Annotated in this window: 18 protein-coding genes and 3 pseudogenes; 3 read left to right on the top strand and 18 right to left on the bottom strand. The window is 70.1% G+C overall.

The annotated features are described in order from the left end of the window. Positions 1–92: 92 nt before the first annotated feature. Entirely contained in the window at positions 93–1,496 is a 1,404-nt protein-coding gene (locus tag ACIP79_RS32020) for an FAD-binding oxidoreductase (RefSeq protein WP_401228777.1), read from the top strand. A gap of 66 nt (positions 1,497–1,562) precedes the next feature. Here ACIP79_RS32020 and ACIP79_RS32015 read toward each other — a convergent pair whose 3' ends face one another. After that, the gene (locus ACIP79_RS32015) at positions 1,563–2,255 is read right to left on the bottom strand and encodes a TetR/AcrR family transcriptional regulator (RefSeq protein WP_401228775.1); all 693 of its coding nucleotides are present in this window, start codon (positions 2,253–2,255) and stop codon (positions 1,563–1,565) included. A gap of 174 nt (positions 2,256–2,429) precedes the next feature. Between ACIP79_RS32015 and ACIP79_RS32010 the strand changes: the two genes are divergently transcribed. Further along, complete coding sequence (locus ACIP79_RS32010) at positions 2,430–2,987, top strand: hypothetical protein (protein ID WP_401228773.1); 558 nt, start codon at positions 2,430–2,432, stop codon at positions 2,985–2,987. A 313-nt stretch (positions 2,988–3,300) separates the two neighbouring features. Here the strand turns inward: ACIP79_RS32010 and ACIP79_RS32005 are convergent. Continuing rightward, positions 3,301–3,603: pseudogene (locus ACIP79_RS32005) on the bottom strand (epoxide hydrolase); the annotation flags it as partial. Positions 3,604–3,689: 86 nt separating this feature from the next. After that, positions 3,690–3,836: pseudogene (locus ACIP79_RS32000) on the bottom strand (IS5/IS1182 family transposase); the annotation flags it as partial. On the opposite strand from ACIP79_RS32000, the pseudogene ACIP79_RS31995 reads away from it, so the two are divergent. After that, positions 3,770–4,036: pseudogene (locus tag ACIP79_RS31995) on the top strand (ABATE domain-containing protein); the annotation flags it as partial. The pseudogenes ACIP79_RS32000 and ACIP79_RS31995 overlap by 67 nt on opposite strands. A gap of 23 nt (positions 4,037–4,059) precedes the next feature. Here the strand turns inward: ACIP79_RS31995 and ACIP79_RS31990 are convergent. From ACIP79_RS31990 to ACIP79_RS31920, 15 genes are all read right to left on the bottom strand, one after another. Next, a complete protein-coding gene (locus tag ACIP79_RS31990) occupies positions 4,060–6,450 on the bottom strand; it encodes a glycosyl hydrolase family 28-related protein (RefSeq protein ID WP_401228772.1) in 2,391 nt (796 codons plus the stop codon). Continuing rightward, on the bottom strand, positions 6,447–7,259 hold the full coding sequence (locus ACIP79_RS31985; RefSeq protein WP_401228771.1) for an ABC transporter permease: 813 nt from the start codon (positions 7,257–7,259) through the stop codon (positions 6,447–6,449). Before ACIP79_RS31985 ends, ACIP79_RS31990 begins: the two co-directional genes overlap by 4 nt. 8 nt (positions 7,260–7,267) lie before the next feature. After that, complete coding sequence (locus ACIP79_RS31980; RefSeq protein WP_401228769.1) at positions 7,268–8,041, bottom strand: ABC transporter permease; 774 nt, start codon at positions 8,039–8,041, stop codon at positions 7,268–7,270. Positions 8,042–8,043: 2 nt separating this feature from the next. Further along, the gene (locus tag ACIP79_RS31975) at positions 8,044–8,970 is read right to left on the bottom strand and encodes an ATP-binding cassette domain-containing protein (RefSeq protein ID WP_401228767.1); all 927 of its coding nucleotides are present in this window, start codon (positions 8,968–8,970) and stop codon (positions 8,044–8,046) included. Between the two features lie 198 nt (positions 8,971–9,168). Further along, positions 9,169–10,479 carry a hypothetical protein gene (locus ACIP79_RS31970; RefSeq protein ID WP_401228766.1) on the bottom strand — a complete coding sequence of 437 codons (1,311 nt, stop codon included), beginning with the start codon at positions 10,477–10,479 and terminating at the stop codon, positions 9,169–9,171. Next, the gene (locus ACIP79_RS31965; RefSeq protein ID WP_383688296.1) at positions 10,472–11,389 is read right to left on the bottom strand and encodes an aminoacyl--tRNA ligase-related protein; all 918 of its coding nucleotides are present in this window, start codon (positions 11,387–11,389) and stop codon (positions 10,472–10,474) included. The genes ACIP79_RS31970 and ACIP79_RS31965 overlap by 8 nt, the downstream gene beginning before the upstream one ends. Then, positions 11,386–11,994: a D-glycero-alpha-D-manno-heptose-1,7-bisphosphate 7-phosphatase gene (locus ACIP79_RS31960; protein WP_401228763.1), complete on the bottom strand. Its 609-nt coding sequence runs from the start codon at positions 11,992–11,994 to the stop codon at positions 11,386–11,388. The genes ACIP79_RS31965 and ACIP79_RS31960 overlap by 4 nt, the downstream gene beginning before the upstream one ends. Next, on the bottom strand, positions 11,982–13,454 hold the full coding sequence (locus ACIP79_RS31955) for a UDP binding domain-containing protein (RefSeq protein ID WP_401228761.1): 1,473 nt from the start codon (positions 13,452–13,454) through the stop codon (positions 11,982–11,984). Before ACIP79_RS31955 ends, ACIP79_RS31960 begins: the two co-directional genes overlap by 13 nt. After that, entirely contained in the window at positions 13,447–14,406 is a 960-nt protein-coding gene (locus ACIP79_RS31950; RefSeq protein ID WP_401228759.1) for an NAD-dependent epimerase/dehydratase family protein, read from the bottom strand. Before ACIP79_RS31950 ends, ACIP79_RS31955 begins: the two co-directional genes overlap by 8 nt. Further along, on the bottom strand, positions 14,403–15,011 hold the full coding sequence (locus tag ACIP79_RS31945; RefSeq protein ID WP_401228758.1) for an SIS domain-containing protein: 609 nt from the start codon (positions 15,009–15,011) through the stop codon (positions 14,403–14,405). The genes ACIP79_RS31950 and ACIP79_RS31945 overlap by 4 nt, the downstream gene beginning before the upstream one ends. After that, positions 15,008–16,012: a Gfo/Idh/MocA family protein gene (locus ACIP79_RS31940; protein WP_401228756.1), complete on the bottom strand. Its 1,005-nt coding sequence runs from the start codon at positions 16,010–16,012 to the stop codon at positions 15,008–15,010. Before ACIP79_RS31940 ends, ACIP79_RS31945 begins: the two co-directional genes overlap by 4 nt. Beyond that, on the bottom strand, positions 15,997–17,025 hold the full coding sequence (locus ACIP79_RS31935) for a hypothetical protein (RefSeq protein ID WP_401228754.1): 1,029 nt from the start codon (positions 17,023–17,025) through the stop codon (positions 15,997–15,999). The genes ACIP79_RS31940 and ACIP79_RS31935 overlap by 16 nt, the downstream gene beginning before the upstream one ends. Beyond that, complete coding sequence (locus ACIP79_RS31930; protein WP_401228752.1) at positions 17,022–17,798, bottom strand: NTP transferase domain-containing protein; 777 nt, start codon at positions 17,796–17,798, stop codon at positions 17,022–17,024. The genes ACIP79_RS31935 and ACIP79_RS31930 overlap by 4 nt, the downstream gene beginning before the upstream one ends. Next, positions 17,795–18,970, bottom strand: a complete 1,176-nt coding sequence (locus tag ACIP79_RS31925; RefSeq protein ID WP_401228751.1) for a DegT/DnrJ/EryC1/StrS family aminotransferase — start codon at positions 18,968–18,970, stop codon at positions 17,795–17,797. Before ACIP79_RS31925 ends, ACIP79_RS31930 begins: the two co-directional genes overlap by 4 nt. Then, on the bottom strand, positions 18,967–19,614 hold the full coding sequence (locus ACIP79_RS31920) for a transaldolase family protein (RefSeq protein ID WP_401228748.1): 648 nt from the start codon (positions 19,612–19,614) through the stop codon (positions 18,967–18,969). Before ACIP79_RS31920 ends, ACIP79_RS31925 begins: the two co-directional genes overlap by 4 nt. Positions 19,615–19,819 lie beyond the last annotated feature (205 nt).

Here is a 19,819-nt window from a genome sequence, read left to right as displayed (position 1 = left end):
CGGTCCCACCCGCCCCGTCCGTATGTCCGTTAATCCGTACGTCCGTAAGTCCGTAACCCTCCCCATCCAGGCAACGACAGACGGAGGAAACCATGACCGCGCCGACCGACGACCGGATCACCCGCGCCATCGGTGAGCTTCGGGCCGTCATCTCCCCGGACCGCGTGGTGACTTCAGGCCCCGCGTACGACGTGGCGTGCGCCCTGTGGAACGGTGCGGTGGTTCACCGGCCCGGGGTGCTCGTGCGCGCCGAGCAGAACGCCGACGTAGCGGCCGCGGTACGCACCGCGGTCGGTCTCGGGCTGCCCCTTACCGTGCGCGGCGGCGGCCACGACTGGGCGGGACGGGCCTTGTCCGACCGAGGTGTCACAGTCGATCTGTCCCGGATGCGGCACGTGAGCGTGGATCAGGGGTCCCTGGTGGCACGGGTGGGTGGCGGGGCCACGACAGCGGACCTGGTCGCCGCCGCGGAAGAGCACGGGCTGACCGCGGTCACCGGCACCTCGGGCGCCGTGGGACTGGCGGGACTGTCCCTGGGTGGTGGTTACGGGCCGCTCAGCGGCAGGTTCGGCCTCGCCGCGGACAACATCCTGTCCGCCACCCTCGTGCTGGCCGACGGCTCCACCGTGACCGCGAGCGCCGACGACGAGCCGGAGCTGTTCTGGGCGGTGCGCGGCGGGGGCGGCAACTTCGGTGTGGTCACCGGCATGGAGATCCGGCTGCACCGCGTACCCGCACTGCTCTCCGGCATGATCATGTACCCGTGGTCGCAAGCGCCGTCGGTGCTCGCCGCGCTGGAGGACGTCCTACTCGGCGAACCGGACGAACTCACCGTGCAAACAGGTGTGGTCACCGCGCCGGACGGCAATCCCGCGCTGTTCCTCGCCCCCACCTGGAGCGGCGGCAGCGACAAGGACCGCGCGGAGGGCGAGAAGGCGCTGGCCCGCCTCAGTGCTCTCGGACAGCCGCTCGTCGCGCAGGTCGGACCGGCCCGCATGTCCGACGTACTCGCGGGCACCGACGCCCTGTTTCCTTTCGGGCGCCACGTGCGCATCCGCACCCGCACCCTGCCCGGCCTCGCCGCGGGGGTGCGTTCCGCCCTGCTCGCCTCGGGCGAGGTTCTCCCCACACCGACGTCGGCCATCGCCCTGCACAGCCTGCACGGTGCCGCCGCCCGGGTCCGGGCCACGGACACCGCGTTCGGAAACCGGACCCCGCACCTCATGACGGAGATCATCGCCGTCTGGGAAGCCGACGACCAGGCAGCTCCCGCGCACCGAGCGTGGGCCGACGATCTCCACACCACGCTCGCCCCGGATGCGTGCCCGGGCGGCTACCCCAACCTGCTCGGCCCCGACGACTCGGACCAGATCACCCACTCGTACGGCCCGAACATCCGCCGCCTGCTGGACGCCAAGCGGCGATTCGACCCCGACAACGTGTTCAACGCGACCTCACTCCCGTCAGAGCCCGACTCGGGACCGGACCATCGCTGATCAGCTCGCGCAGCCGGCCGCTCGACGGCCCACTCGGCGTGTACGCGGCCGGTCGCGTCCCGACCCCTACGCGCTCGGCGGCGAGCAGTCGATGTCGGAGACCGTCATGGACGTGGAGGGTGCCTGGTCAGGTGCGGGGGTGACACCCTCGTCGAGTCCGCGGGCGGTGTGGACCCGCAGCAGGCCGTCGATGCCACGAAGCAGGGTCTCGCCGGCCAGGACGGGATCGCCGAGGTAGCCGGCGCTCATCGCGCCGTCGCGGAGCATGACGAAGTGCCGCCCGGCGTGGTCGGCGGACTCGTCCGCGATCTGCGCGAACAGTCCGGTGATCGTCTGCAGGAACCACTCGCGGTGCTGCACGACGACCCGGTGGACCGGGTGGTCGGGAGCGGGGAACTCCGCTGCCGCGTTGAGGAAGGCGCATCCGCGGTAGCCGGGCGAGCGGATCTGCTCGACCAGGGAGGCACCGATGCCCCGCAGGATGGCGGCGGTCGGCACGTCGGTGGCCGTCAGGGCGCCGATCTGGGCGCGGATCGCCAGGTCGACGCTTCCGAGATAGGCGACGGCGAGGTCCTCTTTGCTGGGGAAGTGGCGGTAGAAGGTCGCGTTGGTGACCTTCGACTCGGCGACCAATCGGTCGACGCCCACCGTGTGGATGCCCTCCGTGTAGAAGAGCTGCCCCGCGGTCCTCAAGAGCCGCTCCCGCGCCTCGGAGACCTTCCTGCCCGTGCCGGCATCCGTCTGTGTCATACCGCCCATCGTAGCGGGTAGAACGGTCTCTCTTGTTTCCGCGGATGCGATGTGTCAGGCTCTGCAAACAGAGAGACCGTTCTCTCTACTCAGAACCTCCCGTCTGCCCGAACGGGGGCAGCCCGCCCCTGCCCGAGCGGCCGGACCCGTCCCACAGCCATCCCCTTACTCACTGGAGAACCCATGTCATCCGTCGCATCCGCCGAGCGCGTCGGCACCAAGCCCGCCCTGCGGCGGCTGTACGTCATCCGCTTCGCCTTCGCCATCGCCTGGGCGGCGCTCCTGCTGGTGAACGGCTCCGACCTCACCACCGGCGCCAAACTGCTGCTGTTCCTCTACCCCGCATTCGACGTGGTCGCGGCCGTCCTCGACGCCAGGTCGGCGCGCACCGCGGGGCCGGTCAAGGGCCTGTACGCGAACATGGCCGTCAGCGCGCTCGCCGCCGTCGGTCTCGCGGTCGCCGGCACCTCGGGCACCGCCGACGTACTGCGCGTCTGGGGCGCCTGGGCGGTCGTCTCCGGCCTCATCCAGCTCCTGGTAGGCGTCGCACGCCGACCGATGGGCGGCCAGTGGGCCATGATCGCCAGCGGCGGCATCTCGGTACTGGCCGGCGCGTCCTTCATCCAGAGCGCCTCACAGGACGACCCCTCACTGACCGCCCTCGCCGGCTACGCCACCCTCGGAGGAATCTTCTTCCTCCTCTCGGCGATCCGCCTGTCCCGCTCGGCCCTCAAGGACTGACCCCCGTCGACCATGGACCGCGGCGACCGGACGCGGCGCGCGAGTCCGGTCGCGAGCCGGGCCGCGCCCGACAGGGTCCGGCTCGGCGACAGGCCTGTTCGGCGGACGGCGTTCGGCGACATGAGGCCAGGCCTGGCCGGGGCGGGTCAGGTCGGGCTGAGTCGGGGATCTGGTGGCCGCCGACGGACCGGGACCTCTCGACCCACCCGGCCCGGCAGGCAGCGGAACGGCTCTGCAACCGCCGGGCAAGGCCGCGAGCCGGATCAGGCGGCGGTCAAAGGCGGCGATCAAGTGCCGGGCCGCCGAGCCCCGTTCACCGATGTGCGCCCAGCACAGCCGCGAGGCCCTCTCGCAGATCCTTGACGAAATACTCGGGGACCTCCAGCGACGGGAAATGCCCCCCGTTCTCCGGCGACTTCCATCGGACGATCCGTCGGTACCGCTCCTGCGCCCACGGGCGCGGACACTTCTCGATGTCGCGGGGATACATACTGATCGCCGACGGAACGTCGACCCGGAGTTCGGGGTCGAGTGAGTTGTGGCTTTCGTAGTAGATGCGGGCGGCCGATCCGCCGATCCGCGTCAGCCAGTACAGGGTGGCGTCATCAAAGACCCGCACGAGGGATACCCAGAACTGGTCCTCCTGCAAGGCCTGTTGGTAGTTGTCCTGGCCGACGAAGCTGGTGCCGCCGATCAGTTGGTCCGCGCCGGGCTTCTGCGCCGACCCGGAATCTTAGGCGCACGAGTGAGGGCGCCAACCGCGTGCTGATGAGCGCGGCAGGTCGTGCAGCACTGCCCAACTCGACTTCGCCCGGGAACTGCGGGAGTCGATTCACGCTGCCGCAACAGCGGCGGCACTCCGGGACGCTCTCCCCGCATCCGCTGTCCGAGTCATCAACGACCGCAGCGCTCAGGGGCGGGCCGCTGCGATTCTCACGCCCGAGGGGAAACGGCAATGGCGGCTCAGCACGGCTTCCCGCGTGGAAGACGCCCTCAGCGTGATCGCGGCCGACGCGATCGACATCATCACGGGCGAACGAGACGGCAAACCCGGCCGTGACCGTCACCTCGTTCACCCACTATCCGCCGCGTACACCTCGAAGGCGGAGAGGGCCGCCCCCGCCCAGGCGGTGTTGTCGGTGACCTGTAGGCGGACGAACCGGGCCGTGCGAGTGAGCGGCAGGACGACGGTGTTGCGCCGCTCCGGAGCGAATCGGCAGGGTATGGCGGGGGTGGCGGGGGCGAGATCGGTCTCCGCGAGACCGGTGTGGACTGCCAGGGTCTCGGTTCGTTCGTCCCAACTCCGCGGCGTTCTCAGGACGATGCGCGCGAGAGGCACAGGCTCGCCGAGGTCCACCTGGAGCCACTGCGGAAACCCCATGCCGTCACTCTGCCACCACGTCCTCTCGGTGCCGTCGACGGTGGACTCGGGCGGGAAACCACCCATCGCCGTACTCGCCTTGACTCCTCGCCCGAGAGCTCTGTCCCCGGCCGGGTCGAAACCGACACCGGTCAGGTCGACGTGGAGCGGACTGCGCGGTGCGTTCGAGTGCACGGTGAGTACCCCGGTGCACCGGCCGGTACGAGAGGGGGTGAATCCCAGGCTGAGGACGGCAGTTGCTCCGGGCGCGATCGTGGCCGGGGTGGGCGGGGTGGGCGGAGCGGCGGTGAAGTCTCCGGTGAGTTCGACCTGTTGGACGAGGAGCTGCCGGGGGCCGGGATTGTGGAGTTCCAGGCGTTGGGGGGCGCTCGCGGTGAGCGGCGTAACTGCTCCGAAGTCGAGACGGGTGACCGACGCGTAGAGGGCGCCGTCGGGCGGGAGTTCGGGCAGCTCCTCGTCCCAGCCCTCGTTGCCCGCGCCGCGGAGGAGGTCGAATCCCGGAGCGGCGCGGTGCAGCCCGGTCACGCCCAGCCCGACGGCTGTGACGTTGGTGAAGCGGGCGGATCCGGTCACCTCCAGTTGGACCGCGCAGGTGCCCGCGCCCTCGATGGTCATCCCGTCCACGGCCACGCCGTCGATCCGGTCACCGCTCAACTGCACGGCCGCGTAAGCGCTGTTGGTCAGGATGTTCCCGCGGACGGTCACGTCACCCGTCATGGGTGCGTCGTCCGCCAGCAGCCACAAGGCGCCCACTCCCGCGCGGTATTGAGGATGGTAGGAGCCTGTTCGGATCAGGGAGTTTCCCTCGACGAGGGTTGTTCCCGCGACGGGGACAGCGCCGTAGCGGTTGGCGATGTGGATCCCGCCCCCCTCCGCGACGGAGTCGGCCAGCAGGTTTCCCGTGATCCGGTTGTCGTGACCGCCGTAGACGGCGATGTGATTGGCCAGCATTGGCAGCACGACGGTGTTCGCGTGCACCGTGTTGTGGTGGGTGGCCAGCCCGTCGGACCACAGGGCGATGGCGTCGTCACCGGTGTTGCGTATGTGGCAGCCGGTGATGGCGACTTCCGAGACCCCGCGGTGCAGATTGATGCCGTCGGCAGTGGTGTTCATGATCCGGACGTTCCGGATGATCAGGTCCTCGAAGGGACCGTCCAACCACATGCCGCACTTGGTGTGGGCGATCCACACATCCTCGATGGTGGAGCCTCCGCCCAACGCGCCCCCGATTCCGTTGTGTTGTGCCGAGTCGTCGCGCTCGGTGACGTCACCGAAGATCGCGAGTCCGGACACGTGCACGCCGGTACTGGGGCGAGGCGCCGGGTGCCCGTACAGGCCGACACCGGCGCCCCGCAGTTCGGTGTACCAGGGGCCGGCGCCGCGGATCGTGACACGGTCCAGAACGATGTGGTCGGTCACCGTGTAGACACCGCGGGGTAGCCAGACGGCGCGCTCGGTCCCGGTGGCCGCCTCGACAGCGGCCCGGACGGCCGAGGTCGAGTCGACCGAACCCGTCGGATCCGCCCCGAAGTCAAGCACCGACAGGGCGCCCCGCGGCGGGGATGCCGGTCCGCCGGTCTCCTCGAAGCAGGCGATGTCGACGGTGACCGGCACCTCCGCCTCCGCCTCCGCCGCCGGCCGCAGAGTGACGCGTGTGCCCGGCGGGCAGGTCCGGCCGAGGAGTACGTGTACGTCGTCGTAGAGGTGGTGTGCGCGACCGGCTGCCGGGTCGTTGGTGAACGGATATGCGCCGTAGTACCAGGAGTGGCGGGAGCTCAGGGTCAGCCGATGGGATTCCTCCCCGTCGATGTGCAGGAGCAGCCGTTCGGTGCGGCCGCCGCCCGTGGGGGCGTCGGGCAGCGAGAAGCGCAGGGTCAGCGCGTCGGCGGGAGCCACCAGGTGGAATTCGACGTACTCGTCCGGACCGGAGAGCCGTACCACTGCTCGGGCCACCGATTCGTCGACCAGGCGGGCATCTGGTCCGGAGTCCTCGACGAGGGTGCCGTTGGTGCGGGCGTCCACGGCCCGGTACTGGGCCGGGCCCTTCTTCACTCCCGCGGTTTGGGCGGAGGTCGCGGTCATGCGCGCAGGATCCTCTCCACTCGGTGGCCGGCAAGGAGCAGTCCGCCTGCCATCAGGACGAGCAGGTAGACGACGGGGAGTGCCGTGGCCCAGCCGATCGTGTCGAGCGACAGGCCCCGGACCAGGTCGACGGCCTGGGCCAGAGGCGTGCACTGGGCGAGGAACCCGAGTGCCGCGGGGTAGCCGTCGGTCGGCGTGAACGTGCCGGAGAAGACGAACATGCTGAAGGTCACGAGGTTGACGCGATCGAAGTCGTGCGTGCCCCGCAGGAACGTGGACAGGGCGAGACCCATCGCGGAGAACGCGGCACTCACCAGGAGGGCGGCGACGAACAGCGCCGGGAGTCGGGTGGGTTGGACCAGGTCCAGTGCGCACATGAAGGCCAGGAACGACACTGCGTGCACGGCGCTCGTGGCGACGTTCCACAGCATCTCGCCGCAGACGATCGCGAGCGAGGAGACAGGAGTACAGGCCGTGGCGTCGTGCAGCCTCGTCATCCTGAGCCTGGTGAAGAAGGTGAACGTCGACTCCGACACGGCACCGTTCATGAGGGAGGACGCGAGCATCGCCGGGGCCACGAACGTGGCGTAGCTGACCGGCTGGCCGTAGACGTTCAGATCGCCGACCAGGGTGCCGACGCCGACGCCGATCGCGCCGAGAAAGAAGACGGGTTCGAAGAGGCCGGACAGCAGGACCCACAGGTATGACGCGTGGCGGGCCGCCTCGACGTTGCGCAGGAACACCGCCCAGACATGGGCGGGTCGGACGGTCTCCGCTCGGCTGAGTACCGCGGCCGTGGATACAGGCACAGACCCTCCTAGTCCGAGAGGCGTCGAGAGAAGGCGCGGCGGGCGAGAGCGAGTCCGGCGACGGCCCAGGCGGTCAGACAGAGCAGGTCGACGACCGCGTCCTCTGCGCTGCCGGAACCGAGCAGCAGCATGCGGGACAGGTCGGCGGCGTGCGCCAGGGGCAGGACCAGGACCACGGCGTGGGGCAGCGCGGGCAGGACGTCGAGCGGGAAGTAGATGCCGCTGAACATGGCCATGGGGACGATGCCGATACGGAACAGGACGTCGAACATCCCGGCGCTGCGCACGGTGGCGCTGAACGCCATGACCGGAGCGGCGATCGAGACGGCGAACAGTGGCAGCAGCGGGACGACCGCCAGGGCGGTCCACCGATGTCCGACGCCGAACAGCTCGATGACGATCAGGAAGCTGAGTCCACCGAGGGTCGCCCGCCCGACGACCGCGGCCAGATGCCCCGTCAGGATGTCCGCAGGTCTGGCCGGTGTGAGCCGCATGGCGTGGTAGATACGGCTCCACTCGAAGCCGCCGAAGACCGCCCAGGCGGACTCCGCGGCGCCGATCTGGACGACTGAGGTGGCCAGAAGTCCGGCACCGACGAAGGCGAAGTAGGAGACGCCGGGTTGGGGCTCGTCACCGACGTACCGGCCCACCGACCAGCCGATGCCGGTGAGCAGGCACAGTGGCAGCAGAAAGGAGTTGAACACCGAGTCGAGCCAGGTGCGGCGGTAGCTGGTGAACAGGTGCGCGGTGACGGCGACAGCCCGGGAATCGATGAGGGCCACGGTCAGTCCACCAGGGTTCGGCCGGTGAGGTGCAGGAAGACGTCCTCGAGTCCGCCCCGGCGGACCAGGACACTGCGGACCTCGATGCCGTGCCGGTGGATGGCGGAGGCCGCGGCCTCACCGTCGTCGGCGTAGATCAGCGCTCGGTCGGGCAGCATCTCGACGCGCAGTCCCAGTCGGTTCAGTTCGTCGATGGGTGCGTCGGCCCGACGAAGGCGCACTTCGACGACCTCCTTGGTGCAGTACTGAGCGATCAGCCCGCTGGGTGTGCCGGTCGCGACGATCCGCCCACTGTCCACGACGACGAGCCAGTCGCAGAGCTGCTCGGCCTCGTCCATGTAGTGCGTGGTGAGTATCTGGGTGATGCCCCGTCGGCGAAGCTGGTCGAGGCGCTCCCAGAGGAGATGGCGGGCCTGGGGGTCGAGTCCTGTGGTGGGCTCGTCCAGGAGGATCAGTTCCGGGTCGTTGATCATGGCCCGGGCGATGCTCAGACGCCGCTTCATGCCGCCGGACAGCGAATCGACGCGATGGCCGGCCCGGTCCTCCAGACGGACGAACGCCAGCAGTTCGGCGGCTCGTGCGGCGGCTGTCGCACGCGGGATCCGGTAGTAGCGCGCGAAGACGGTGAGGTTCTGCAGGAGGCTCAGTTCGGGGTCGAGTGTGTCCTGTTGGGGACAGACTCCGATCCTCGCGCGTATCGCGGGTCCGTCGGCGATCGCGTCCATGCCGAATATGCGCAGCGTGCCCTCCGTCGGCTTGGAGATACAGCTGATCATGCGCATTGTGGAGGACTTTCCGGCCCCGTTCGGTCCGAGCAGGCCGAAGACCTGGCCCTGCCGGACCTCGAACTCAACGCCGTCCAGCGCGGTGAAGTCCCCATAGCGCTTCACCAGTGCGTCGGCGTGGACGAGCGGTTCCTGGGCCGGCATGTGTCGTGGTTCCTCTCACTGTCTTCGTGGCTGTGGGCGGCGGGCCTGTGCCGACCCCGTCTCGTGCGGGTTCGGCACGGAACAGAGGTGCTTTCGGCCGGTCGGTGTACCGGGGGGTACCGGCCAGGCGGTCCGACCCTCGCGGCCCGCGTGCCATCGGTGTCGGGCCGGCGAGGAGGCACGTCCGCGTCCCGGTTCTCATACCGGCGCTTCGCTGCGGAGCGGAGCGCCGATCACCGTCAGGTGCCGGTCGAGCATCGCCTGGAAGGAGCGCCGCCAGTTCGTACGGAAGTCGTGTTCCTGGCGGGCTCGTGCCAGGGCCGCCTGACTGAGGTCCACCCTCTCCTTGAGAGTCAGCTCGGTCACGGCCGTGAGCATCGCGGTGGCGTCAGCGGTTTCCCGCCCGGCCGCCACCAGTCCGCTGACACCGGGTTCGACGAGTTCGGGGTAGACGCCGGTGGGCAGTACGGCGACGACCAGGCCCTTCCCGTTGTTCATCAGCGCGGCCTCCACGGGGGTGACGGAGGCGGCTTCCCGCTCGGACAGGAAGGCCGCGGACAGGGTTCTGGGCCACTGGCAGAGGGCGGTGAGGACTCGGTCGTCCTGGCCGTGGAGGAGCACGGCAGGTGATCCGGTGTGCCGGACGTGCTCCTCCAGGTCGGTGTACGGGCGTGGGTTGAGGATCACCGGGACCAGTCGGTCCCCGGTCAGGCGAGCGGCGTCGACCAGCTTGTGGAAGCCCTTCTCCGCCACCCCCCGGCCCCAACTGACCACCAGGTCACGGTCCGTGGGGATGCCGAGTTCGCGCAGGAGCGCGGGATCCGGTGGGCCCGGCCGGAACTTGGCGTCGTCGGTGGGTACGCCGGCGCGGGCGTAGAGGGTCTTGTCGTCCGGGATTCCGTAGACCTGCTGGTACTGGTGGCGCATCCAGTGGGACTCCCAGCCGATGGACACGCGCGGGTCCGACCGGGCCAGGTGTCCCATCACCGAGTCGGCGTAGGTCTCGGGCAACTCGGCGTCGCCGTCGGGACGTAGGACGGGGTTGTGGGTCATGTGCACATGGCTTGCCGCGATGCCGAACTGGTCGGCGGCCCGGACGACGAAGCGTGCGGCCATGGCGAACATGCTCATCCCGGAGATGACGAGGAGGGAGTCCGCCCCGCGCCCCACCGTGAGAGCGACCTGCCCGGCCGCCGAGCCGAGGGCCATGCAGTGCTCGAAGTGGTCCATCTCCCAGCTGTGGGCGCGCGGGTCCGCCATCGGGTGATAGCGCACGGTGCCGTGGTGGACGTATCGGTCCAGGGCCTGGGCGAAGCGCTTCTCGTCCAGGCCGGCGCAGTTGGCACGTTCGGCGACGTGCCACTCCACCTCGACCCCTCGTTCGTCGGCGATCGCGGCGACGTCGTCCCGGGAGTCGAGGATGTTGTGGATGTAGCGGGCCACGCCGCCGTCGACCTGTCGGAAGCCCTCGTTGGTCAGGAGCAGGACCGCCAGCCGGTGGTCAGGCATCGAGCTCCTTGAGTGCGGCGTCGAACCCGTGCTGGTAGAGGTAGGCCACGACGAGCCGGTTGAGGCCGATGCCGCAGCAGCCGCTCCACAACTCCTGGCCTTCCGCGGTGATGTGGAAGCTCTCGGTCTGGTGGGTGCCCTCGGCGGAGCAGCCGGAGATCTCCCGGAGGTCGAACCGCTCGTCGAAGTGGTCGGCCCAGCCAGGGCGGGCCCGGTCGGGGCGGTTGCTGCTGAGCGGGACCTCGATGTCCTGCACGGGCACCTCGTCGGCGGTCTCCGCGTCGTCCTGCGCCTCGACGAGGGACGGTATTTCCATGCAGCCCTCGGCGGCGACGACCTGCCAGCTCAGCCCCCATCCGGAGAGGAGGTCGGTCAGGGTCTGGCGCACCTGGCCGCGGGTCGCGCGGACCTGCTCACGGGTGCCGAAGAAGACATGCTCGACACGGAGGAACTCGCGCGCCTTGATGGGGCCGTCCAGGTCCGCGGAGTACTCGTTGCGCCAGGTCCAGCCGCCTAGGGTCTCCACGATGCGCAACGGCAGCTCGTCCAGCGACAGTTGCCGGCCGCGCATGAGGTGGTAGAGGCTGATGCACTGGACCGGGTCGAGGACCTGGTCGCCGTCCGGGCCTGCCGGGACGAGGAGTTCGGGGGCGTACTGGCTCAGCCGGAAGTCGTCCAGCGCCTGACGCGGGATCAGGCGCGGGAACAGCCACTCCTCGAAGTCGTTGGCGTAGGCACGGTCGAGTATCTCGCTCTGCAGGCGCCGCAGCAGGCGGACCCAGGGGGCGCGGTAGACGTACTGGCCTTCCGCGAAGTTCTCGATCCACTTACGGTCCAGCGCTTCGGCCACGACGTCGCCGCCGTGCAGGTCGCCGAACTCGGACATGTCGAGAATGGTGCCGAGCTTCATCGGGCTGACTCCTTGGGTGAAGGGGTTCCGTTTGTGTGCCGGGCGGTTCGGGAGCGGCGGTGGCGCAGCACGGTGTGGGCGGCTTCCAGGAGATCGGAGGCGTAGTGCACTCCGGTCACCGTGCTGGCCCGCGGCGGGGTGCGTGGAGTGAGCAGGACCGCGGTGCATCCGGCGTTCAGACCGGCTTGCGCGTCGGTGGGACGGTCCCCGACGAGGTAACTGGCCGCGAGGTCCACCGACAGGTCGACGGCTGCCTGGCGCAGCAGAGCGCTGGAGGGCTTGCGGCAGTGACAGCGGTGCCGCGCGCTGTGCGAACACACGTAGACGCCGTCGAGCCGACCGAGTCGACGGTGCATCCGGTCGAGTGCGGAGGGGTCGAGCAGTCCGCGGGACAGGTCGGGCTGGTTCGTGAAGAGGGCGATCAGGGCGCCGGCCGCGCGCAGTTGGGTGAAGCACTCCTGAATGCCGGGCAGGGCGGTCCATTCCTCTGCGTGCCGCGGGGAAGTGCGCCGTCCCCTGCGTAGGACATGGGTGTTGAGCGTGCCGTCCCGGTCGAAGAACACGCACCATCCCCGGTTCCGTGCGGCGGTGGTCAGCTGTTCCACAGGTCCACCGACCTCCACCCGTGCGGGGTCGGTACGCGGCTGCGGCGCTCCGCTCCGGTCAGCCGCAGGAGCAGTGCGTGTCGCGGGGTGGCGCTCTCGAAGAATGCCGGGTCGGTGAAGGCCGGATGCTCCACGGTCAGCACCACGCAGTCGGCGTCGGCCGCCGCCTCGGTGAAGGTGGTGCGGCGCTGCATGTCCGGGAGGTCGGCGGTTTCGGCGATCGGATCGTAGGCGGTGACCCTGGCACCCTGTGCGTGCAGTTCGTCGGCCAGCCGCAGGGCCGCGGAGTCGCGGAGCGTGGACACCCCGGGCTTGTAGGTGAGGCCGAGCAGGCAGACCGTGCGCTCGGCCACGCCTTCGAGGTGCTTGTCCAGGGCTGCCAGCGGAGCCAGCGCGTGGACAGCGTTGGCATGGGCCACCGCACGGAAGAGGCCGTCGCGGCCGATGGGTTCACCGTGTTCCACGAGGGCGCGCACGTCACGGTGCAGGGTTGCGCCCGCGTACGGTTCTCCGGGCCGCAGCGGGGCTCCGGCGGCGACCCGTTCGTCGGCGCGGACGCCGTCCAGGACCGTCACCGGATCGGCGCCGAGATGACCGGCGACGGTCCCCAGGTCGTTGGCGAGGGTGATGCACAGGGCGAGGTAGGCGTTGGTGCCGTGTTTGACCAGCTCCGCCTCGACGAGCCGCATGTGCAGTTCGTCGCGGGAACCGAGACGGTCCAGCAAGTCGCGCACGGCTTGGGGCAGATGGGGGGAGTTGCAGCCCACGACGGTCCGAGCGGGCTGGAGGAAGTCGGAGACCGCTCGGCCCAGGCGCAGGTTCTCGGGAATGTGGATCAGGTCGGGACTGTCGGCCTGCAGGCCGGCGTCGGCGAGGGCGGCGTCACAGGTGCCCGCGCGGAGCTGGCTCGCGACGACCACCGGTCCGCGGCGCCGGTGGTCTCCCAGCAGTTGGCGCAGTGCGGCGACCGGCCGGGGGTCGGTGACGGTGCCGTCGGCGGCGGTTCCGGTGTCGTGGACGACGAGGCTCATGTCGGCGTGCCGCAGGACCTCGGCGGCCTGCGTCTCGTCGAGCACCGGTCGCAGGGTGCCGTTCTCCCGCGCGGCGGCGAGGATTCCGGCGACCTCGGGTTCGTCGCCGCAGCGGTGCCCACGAGCGAGGGCGTCGAAGGCTGCCCGGTCCGGCGAATCGAGGGCGTCGTCGAAGGGTGTCTGGCCCGGCGTCTCGACGACGTCGAAGGGTACCTGGCCCGGCATCTCGACGGCGTCAAAGCCTGCCCGGCCCGGCATCTCGACGGCGTCAAAGCCTGCAACGCCCGGCGTTTCAAGCGCGCCGAAGCCTGCCCGGCCCGGCGTTTCGACGGCGTCGGGCCGTACGTGGACCGTGTAGCCGAGCCGTGTCAGCCCGGCGGCGGTCACCGACGCGAGGTGCCAGTCGCCGACCAGGAGGACGTCAGGCATGCCCGGCTTCACCTATCTGGCGGCGTACCGCCTCACGGATGGCTTCCTCGGACTCCCGCGAGCTGTGCCAGCCCATGGAGTGGGCCTTGGACAGGTCGAACTCCACCACCGGGACGTCGCCGGGCCAGCCGCGCTTGCCGCCGCCGTACTCGATCTCCGCGTCCAGGCCGAGTTCCTCCAGCACGATCGCGGCGATCCTGGCGACGGTGACGGTCTCGGTGGAGCCCAGGTTGGCGACTAGGATGTCGGTCTTCGCAGCGGCGGCCAGCTCCACGATGCCGCGGGCGCAGTCCTCGGCGAGGAAGTAATTCTTGCGCTGATGCCCGTCGCCCAGGATGTGGAGCCGACTGGGGTCCTCGCGCAGCTTGTTGAGGAAGTCGTAGATGACTCCGTGGTTCATGCGTCCGCCGACCACGTTGCCGAAGCGGAAGATGCCCGCCCGGAATCCGTAGAGGTGGCAGTAGGAGGAGATCAGCGCTTCGGCGCCGAGCTTGGCCGCGCCGTAGACGGAGATGGGCAGCATGGGGCCGTGATGCTCGGCGGTGGGGCGCTGCGCGAGCTCGCCGTAGACGGTCGAGGAAGAGGAGAAGACGATCTGCCTCACGTCGGCCCGCCGCATGGCCTCGAGGACGGAGCGGGTTCCGAGGACCGACTGCTGAATGTCGACCCAGTTGTCCTCAAGACCGACGCGCATGTCGACGCTGGCGGCCAGGTGGATGACCTGGTCCACGCCGTCCGACATCACCTCGGTCAGCCGGTCGGTTTCCAGGACGTCCAGTTCGTGGACGACGACGGTGCCGTCACGCTCGTGCGCCTCGACCCAACTACGCGTCGTGTTGGAGAAGTTGTCGACCACCGCGACGGGTGGGCCGTCCGCGGCGACCAGGTGGTCGACGACATGGCTTCCGATGAAACCGGCGCCGCCGGTCACCAGGGTGCGAGGTCGGGTCATCGCTTTGCTCCATCGGTGAGGGCGAGGCAGAGGGCGTGCGCGACGAGAAGGTGGACGGACTCGATACCGGGCGTGGCGAGCGGCTCGCGGTCCAGCGGGACGTTGATGTGCACATCGGCCAGATCGGCGGTGGCTCCCCCGTCGAAGCCGGTCACGGCGATCACCGCGGCGCCTTGTTTGCGGGCGAAGGCGGCCAGTTCCACCAGACCGCGTGAGACGGAGCCGTCGCGGGCGCCGCCGTGCACGGAGAAGAGCACGACGGCGTCGCGGGCGCCCGGGTGGCTGGGCAGCCATGGTTCGGCCAGGTGGGCCAGGGCCAGGCCGGGGTCGTCGTCATTGGTCCACGCCGTGTGGCAGGCGATGTTGTCCAGCAGGGCGACGGCGCGCAGGTGCGGCTCGTGGGGGGTGCGGGTGAACTTGGTCAGGTCGGCGGCGAAGTGGGAGGCGGTGGAGCTGGATCCGCCGATCCCGGCGGTCAGGACGACCCCGCGAGTGGCCCGGCAGCCGGCGAGCACCCCTACGGCCGCGGTGAGCGCGTCCGTGTCCAGGCCGGCCGTGACGGTGGCGGCCGCGTCGCGGAGGGCTGTGATGCTGGACAGGCTCATGGTGTCTCCTTCGTGACGGGGGTCCAGCGACCGGCGTGGGTGGAGCGGTAGGCGGCCTCGACGACGGCGAGGGCACGTCGGCCGGCCGAATCGGGGGGCGGCGTGGGTTTCTGGGCACTCAGCTCCCGGAAGTGGGCCCATTCCGCGGCCCAGGACCGGTCGGCGCCACGGAACCGTGTGACGTGCGCGCCGAACGGCCCGTCGTCACGGCGCTCGACCGTCAGGGTCTGCTCGCCGTAGGAACCGGTCAGTCCGTCGATCCGTACGGTCGCCTGCTCGAAGGTGACTTCGAACAGGAAGCGGTTGTGCCACTGGCTCAGGCTGCTGCGGACCATGCCGACCTGGCCCGCGGCCGATCGCAGCATGACGTGGGCGTCGTCCTCGATCCCGGTCGGCAGGCCGAACGAGTGTTGGGTGTGAGCGATCACGTCGTCGACCGGCCACAACAGGCCGTCGATCAGGTCGACCAGGTGGATGCCCTGTTCCATCAGCTGACCGCCCGACACGATGCCCGGGTCGGCGCGCCATTCGTCGGAGTAGCCCTCGCGGATGCCGTAGCCGTACACGCCCAGGGCCGAGAGGGGTCTGCCGTAGGCGGCATCGGCCACGATCCGGGCCAGCGCACGGACGGCGGGGTGGAAGCGGTGGTTGAACCCGCAGTGCAGGACCCTTCCGTGGTCGCGTGCCGCGGCCTCCATCCGGGCCGCCTCCTCGCTGCCGCGGGCGAGCGGCTTTTCGCACAGGACGTGCTTGCCTGCGGTGAGAGCCGCGACGGTCGCCTCAAGGTGCGAGTCGGGTGGCGTCGCGACGATGACCGCGTCCAGCTCGGGCTGCGCGAGGAGTTGGTCCCAGTGGTCGAATACGCGGGTCCTGACCGAGTGGCCACGGGTCCATGTCCCGTCGAGTTCGGGTGCGGCGATGCCGACCAGCTCGTCGTCCGCGGCCAGCGCCGAGATACGCCGCCCGCACTGCAACCCGGCACCGATCACGCCGACGCGCATGTGTCCCCCTCGCATCGGCCGGGCTCCGCCGTCGACCAGGTGCTGTCCAGGCCCTGTTGGGAGATCCGCAACGGGACGTGGGTGAGGCCGAGTCCGTCCAGGAAGGCTCGGGCACGGTCTACGCGAGCGGGGTCGGCCGCGATGAGCACGTGTCCCCCGCCTCCGGCGCCGATCAGTTTGAACCCGGCTATTCCGTCGGTGTCGCGGGCCTGCCCGATCCGTCGGCACATGGGGTGGTCGGCGGCCGGATTGGCGGCGATCTTCCGGGCCCAGTGCGCCCGCAGGGCCGCGCCGACCACGGCGATGTCACCGCTCAGGAAGGCTTCCTCGGTGCGCGCGGCGGCGGCTGTCGCCCGACGGTGGTGTACCGGGGTGACTTCTGGGGCCCGGGACAGGACGCGGGAGGCGTCTCGGGTGCCGGGGACGCGGTAGAGCAGCAGGCCGTTGTCGATGAGCCGGGCCAGCGCGGAGCACAGGGCGGGACTGGGGGTGGCGGTGACGGACCCGTCGGGTTCGAAGCGGAGGCGCTGCGCGCCGCCCAGCGCGGCTGCCCAGGCGTCCTGCTGTCCGATCGTGCGGCCGAGCACTTCGCGTTCGAGCCGGAACGCGAGGGAAGCGGTCCGGTGCGGCGGCAGGGCCCGACCGCTCCAGCGGGCGAGCGCGTCGACGAGGGCGACGGAGTAGGCGCCGGAACCGCCGAGACCCGAACCGGGAGGCACCACGGAGCCTACGGCGATGCTGGGCAGCCTTTTCAGCCCGAGGACAACTGCCGCGGCCGCGGGATACGGGTGCCGCGCACTGTCGTCGGGCGGCAGGAGGTAGTGCCACGGGGTGCCCGCCGCGTTCAGCCCGGCCAGTGCGTGGGCCGGCCGGTCGGCGACGCTGACGTGCACACGCAGCGGCAGGGCGGCCGCTACGACGGTGGTGGGGCCGTGCCGGTAGTACTCGGGTAGGTCGGTGCCCCCGCCGGCGATGCTGATGCGCATCGGAGCGGAGCTGCGAACCGTCGTCATCGGCGCTTCCTCTCGGCTCGGGAGGGCGTGGAGCGGGGCCCGCTGGGAAGGTCGGCCAGGGTGGCGCAGGCGTGCCGCCAGCGATCCGGGGTGCCGATCTCGATGATCGGCTCGTCGCAGATCCAGTGGGCGAGCCGGCGCTGTGCGGCGAGGGCCCCGAAGAACGGACCGTCGCTGTCGCCGGATTGGGACTCCAGCGCGTCGCGGCGAAGGAACCGGACCCCGCGGTCGATGTACGGCGCGGCGGTTCCCTTGTCATAACGGTCGATCCACGGACCGTCGACGCTGATGTTGCCGGGGTCGTGCGAGCGGTTCTCGGGGGCGACCGACATGACGGCCTGTGCCCGCTGTCGACGCAGGGTGCCGCTGAGGGCCTGCCACAAGTCCCCTCTGTCGGGCGGCAGGACGTCGCCGAGAACGAGGAGGAACTCATCGTCGAGCCGGGACGACGCCTCGCGCAGCGCACCGACGGGACCTGCGGGCGCGGCTTCCACGAGGGTTTCCACGTGAAGAGGTGTTCCGCTTCCGGGAATTGGGGTGGAGAGCGACTCTCCCTGGTGGGGCGGCTGCCAGGCGTCGGCCAACTCCCGTACGGAGCGGGCGTCGTGCCCCGCGAGGAGCAGAACCCGGTCGACAGGCGGCCGTACGGCCCGGTCCAGTACATGGCTCAGGAAGGGACGGCCGGCGACGGGCACCATGCACTTCTGCACGCCCTCGCTGACCGCGGCCATCCGGGTTCCCAGCCCGCCGCAGAGAACGACCAGTTGGGTCATCGCGCACCGGCACTGCGCCGAAGTTCGTCCGTCAGGGCCGCGATGACGGAGTCCACTTCCTCGTTCGTCATCGCCGGGAAGATCGGGAGCGACAGAAGTCTCCGGTAGGCGGCGTCGGCAACGGGGAAGTCCTTCGCGGCGGAAGGCAGTTCGGCACGGTAGTAGCTGAACTGGTGCAGCGGTCTGAAGTGGACGCTGGTTCCGATGCCGCGGCGGCTGAGCCGGTCCGCCACGTCGTCGCGGTCGATGCCCTCGGGTACCTGGACGGCGTAGAGGTACCACGACGAGCTGTCCAGTGCGGTGTCGGCGAGCGGCAGCAGCAGGCCGGGCAGGGAGGCGAGTCCCTTCGCGTAGCGCTCCCCGATCGCACGTCGGCGTTCGTGCAGCGCGTCGCAGCGGTCCAACTGGCAGCGCAGCAGGGCCGCGGCCACGTCCGGCATGTTGTATTTCATGCCGGCCGCTACGACGTCGTAGTGCGGCGACCGTCCCGAGTGATGCCGCGCGAACGCGTCGCGGTCGATGCCGTGGGCGCTCAGCGTGCGGGCTCTTGCCGCCAAGTCGGCGCGATGGCAGACCAGAAGGCCGCCTTCGGCGCTGGTCAGTGGCTTCGTCACGAAGAACGAGAACGCCGTGGCGTCGGCGAGCCGACCCGGCGTCACCCCGTCACGTTCGGCGGGCAGAGCGTGGGCCGAGTCCTCGATGAGAGCCAGGCCGTGTTCGTCGCAGAGGTGCCGAAGCGCCCGCATGTCGGCCATGCGGCCGGCGAAGTGAACGGCCATCACCGCGCGCGTGCGCCCGGTGAGGTGCTGTCGTACCTGTTCCACGTCGATGGTGAGCCGGTGCGGCTCGACGTCGACCAGCACGGGAGTGGCGCCCGCGTGCACGACCGTGGCGGCGGATGCCGTGAAGGTCGTCGTGGGCACGATGACCTCGTCGCCCGGACCGGCCCCGAGCGCCAGCAGCGCGAGATGCAGCGCCGCCGTACCGGAGTTGAGCAGCAGCGAGTGCTCGACGCCGAGGTAGCGGCTGAAACGGCTCTCGGTGTCCCGCGCGACGGAGCCTGTGCCGATCCATCCGCCGCGCAGTACCTCGGTGACGGCGGATATCTCCTCTTCACCGATCAGGGGGGCCGCGAACGGCACCTGCGCCGGGCCTCCGGTCATGCGACTCATGCGACGAGCCCCTCGGCATCCGCGGCGAACTGTCGGGCCATCTCCACGCTGCGCGGATGGTCGATCCACCGCTCCAGGACGGCCGGGGGCACCGTCACGATGTCGCAGGGGGTATCGAGCGCCGCGGTGACGTCGGCGGGCTCGCGGACGCTTCCGACGACCAGGCGCGTACCGGTGCCGGCCAGCGCGCGACGGGTGGCCACCGCACGAACCGCCTGGGCGGGGTCCTCCCCCGCGTCGCGCGTGCGGCACCAGAGCAGGCTCAGATACTCGGGTTGCAGCATCAGGGCCGCGTACAACTCGGCGCGCGAGGTGCAGACGGTGACGTTCACCTTGACCCCGGCGTCACGCACACGACGAATGAGTCCCGCCCGGCACCGTCCCGCCGAGGTCACGAAGGGGATCTTCACCCGGACTCGCGGATCGAGGCTGGCCAACGCCATCGCCTGCTGGTAGGCCTCCGCGTCCGCTTCGGACAGGACCTGCGCATGCACTTCGGCGGATCCACCGGCAAGGATGCGTTTGACGGTCGAGGACACCGAGGTGGCGCCGGCCTTAGCCAGGAGAGTCGAGTTGGTGGTCACGCCATGGATGAGCCCGGTCGGTAACCAGTCGGTGCAGTGCTCGGCGGTGGCTGAGTCCAAGTACAGCAAGTTATCCACCTTGTTAGGTCGGATGAGCTGACTGGAAGAGCAAACTAATGACAGAACTTAGGAAATTCAAGACGGCCATCATCGGGAGCTGCCGATCGGGCCGATTTCCGACCCATGGACCACACCAGCACGTCGCGCATATGTTCACTTTTTGCATGGATTCGTAGGCATCTTGCTAACGGTTCGGCTTACTGGT

This window comes from Streptomyces sp. NPDC088747, assembly GCF_044751025.1.
Classification (GTDB): domain Bacteria; phylum Actinomycetota; class Actinomycetes; order Streptomycetales; family Streptomycetaceae; genus Streptomyces.
Note: the sequence above shows the minus strand (reverse complement) of the source record. Positions and strands in the feature narration are given on the sequence as shown.

What these genes read in the sequence shown, in the direction of transcription:
- ACIP79_RS31925 (WP_401228751.1), bottom strand. Translation starts at nt 18,970, where the DNA reads ATGAGTCGCATGACCGGAGGCCCGGCGCAGGTGCCGTTCGCGGCCCCC.
- ACIP79_RS31940 (WP_401228756.1), bottom strand. Translation starts at nt 16,012, where the DNA reads ATGCGCGTCGGCGTGATCGGTGCCGGGTTGCAGTGCGGGCGGCGTATC.
- ACIP79_RS31970 (WP_401228766.1), bottom strand. Translation starts at nt 10,479, where the DNA reads ATGCCTGACCACCGGCTGGCGGTCCTGCTCCTGACCAACGAGGGCTTC.
- ACIP79_RS31955 (WP_401228761.1), bottom strand. Translation starts at nt 13,454, where the DNA reads ATGCCTGACGTCCTCCTGGTCGGCGACTGGCACCTCGCGTCGGTGACC.
- ACIP79_RS31990 (WP_401228772.1), bottom strand. Translation starts at nt 6,450, where the DNA reads ATGACCGCGACCTCCGCCCAAACCGCGGGAGTGAAGAAGGGCCCGGCC.
- ACIP79_RS31945 (WP_401228758.1), bottom strand. Translation starts at nt 15,011, where the DNA reads ATGAGCCTGTCCAGCATCACAGCCCTCCGCGACGCGGCCGCCACCGTC.
- ACIP79_RS31950 (WP_401228759.1), bottom strand. Translation starts at nt 14,406, where the DNA reads ATGACCCGACCTCGCACCCTGGTGACCGGCGGCGCCGGTTTCATCGGA.
- ACIP79_RS32015 (WP_401228775.1), bottom strand. Translation starts at nt 2,255, where the DNA reads ATGGGCGGTATGACACAGACGGATGCCGGCACGGGCAGGAAGGTCTCC.
- ACIP79_RS32020 (WP_401228777.1), top strand. Translation starts at nt 93, where the DNA reads ATGACCGCGCCGACCGACGACCGGATCACCCGCGCCATCGGTGAGCTT.
- ACIP79_RS31935 (WP_401228754.1), bottom strand. Translation starts at nt 17,025, where the DNA reads ATGACGACGGTTCGCAGCTCCGCTCCGATGCGCATCAGCATCGCCGGC.
- ACIP79_RS32010 (WP_401228773.1), top strand. Translation starts at nt 2,430, where the DNA reads ATGTCATCCGTCGCATCCGCCGAGCGCGTCGGCACCAAGCCCGCCCTG.
- ACIP79_RS31930 (WP_401228752.1), bottom strand. Translation starts at nt 17,798, where the DNA reads ATGACCCAACTGGTCGTTCTCTGCGGCGGGCTGGGAACCCGGATGGCC.
- ACIP79_RS31975 (WP_401228767.1), bottom strand. Translation starts at nt 8,970, where the DNA reads ATGCCGGCCCAGGAACCGCTCGTCCACGCCGACGCACTGGTGAAGCGC.
- ACIP79_RS31965 (WP_383688296.1), bottom strand. Translation starts at nt 11,389, where the DNA reads ATGAAGCTCGGCACCATTCTCGACATGTCCGAGTTCGGCGACCTGCAC.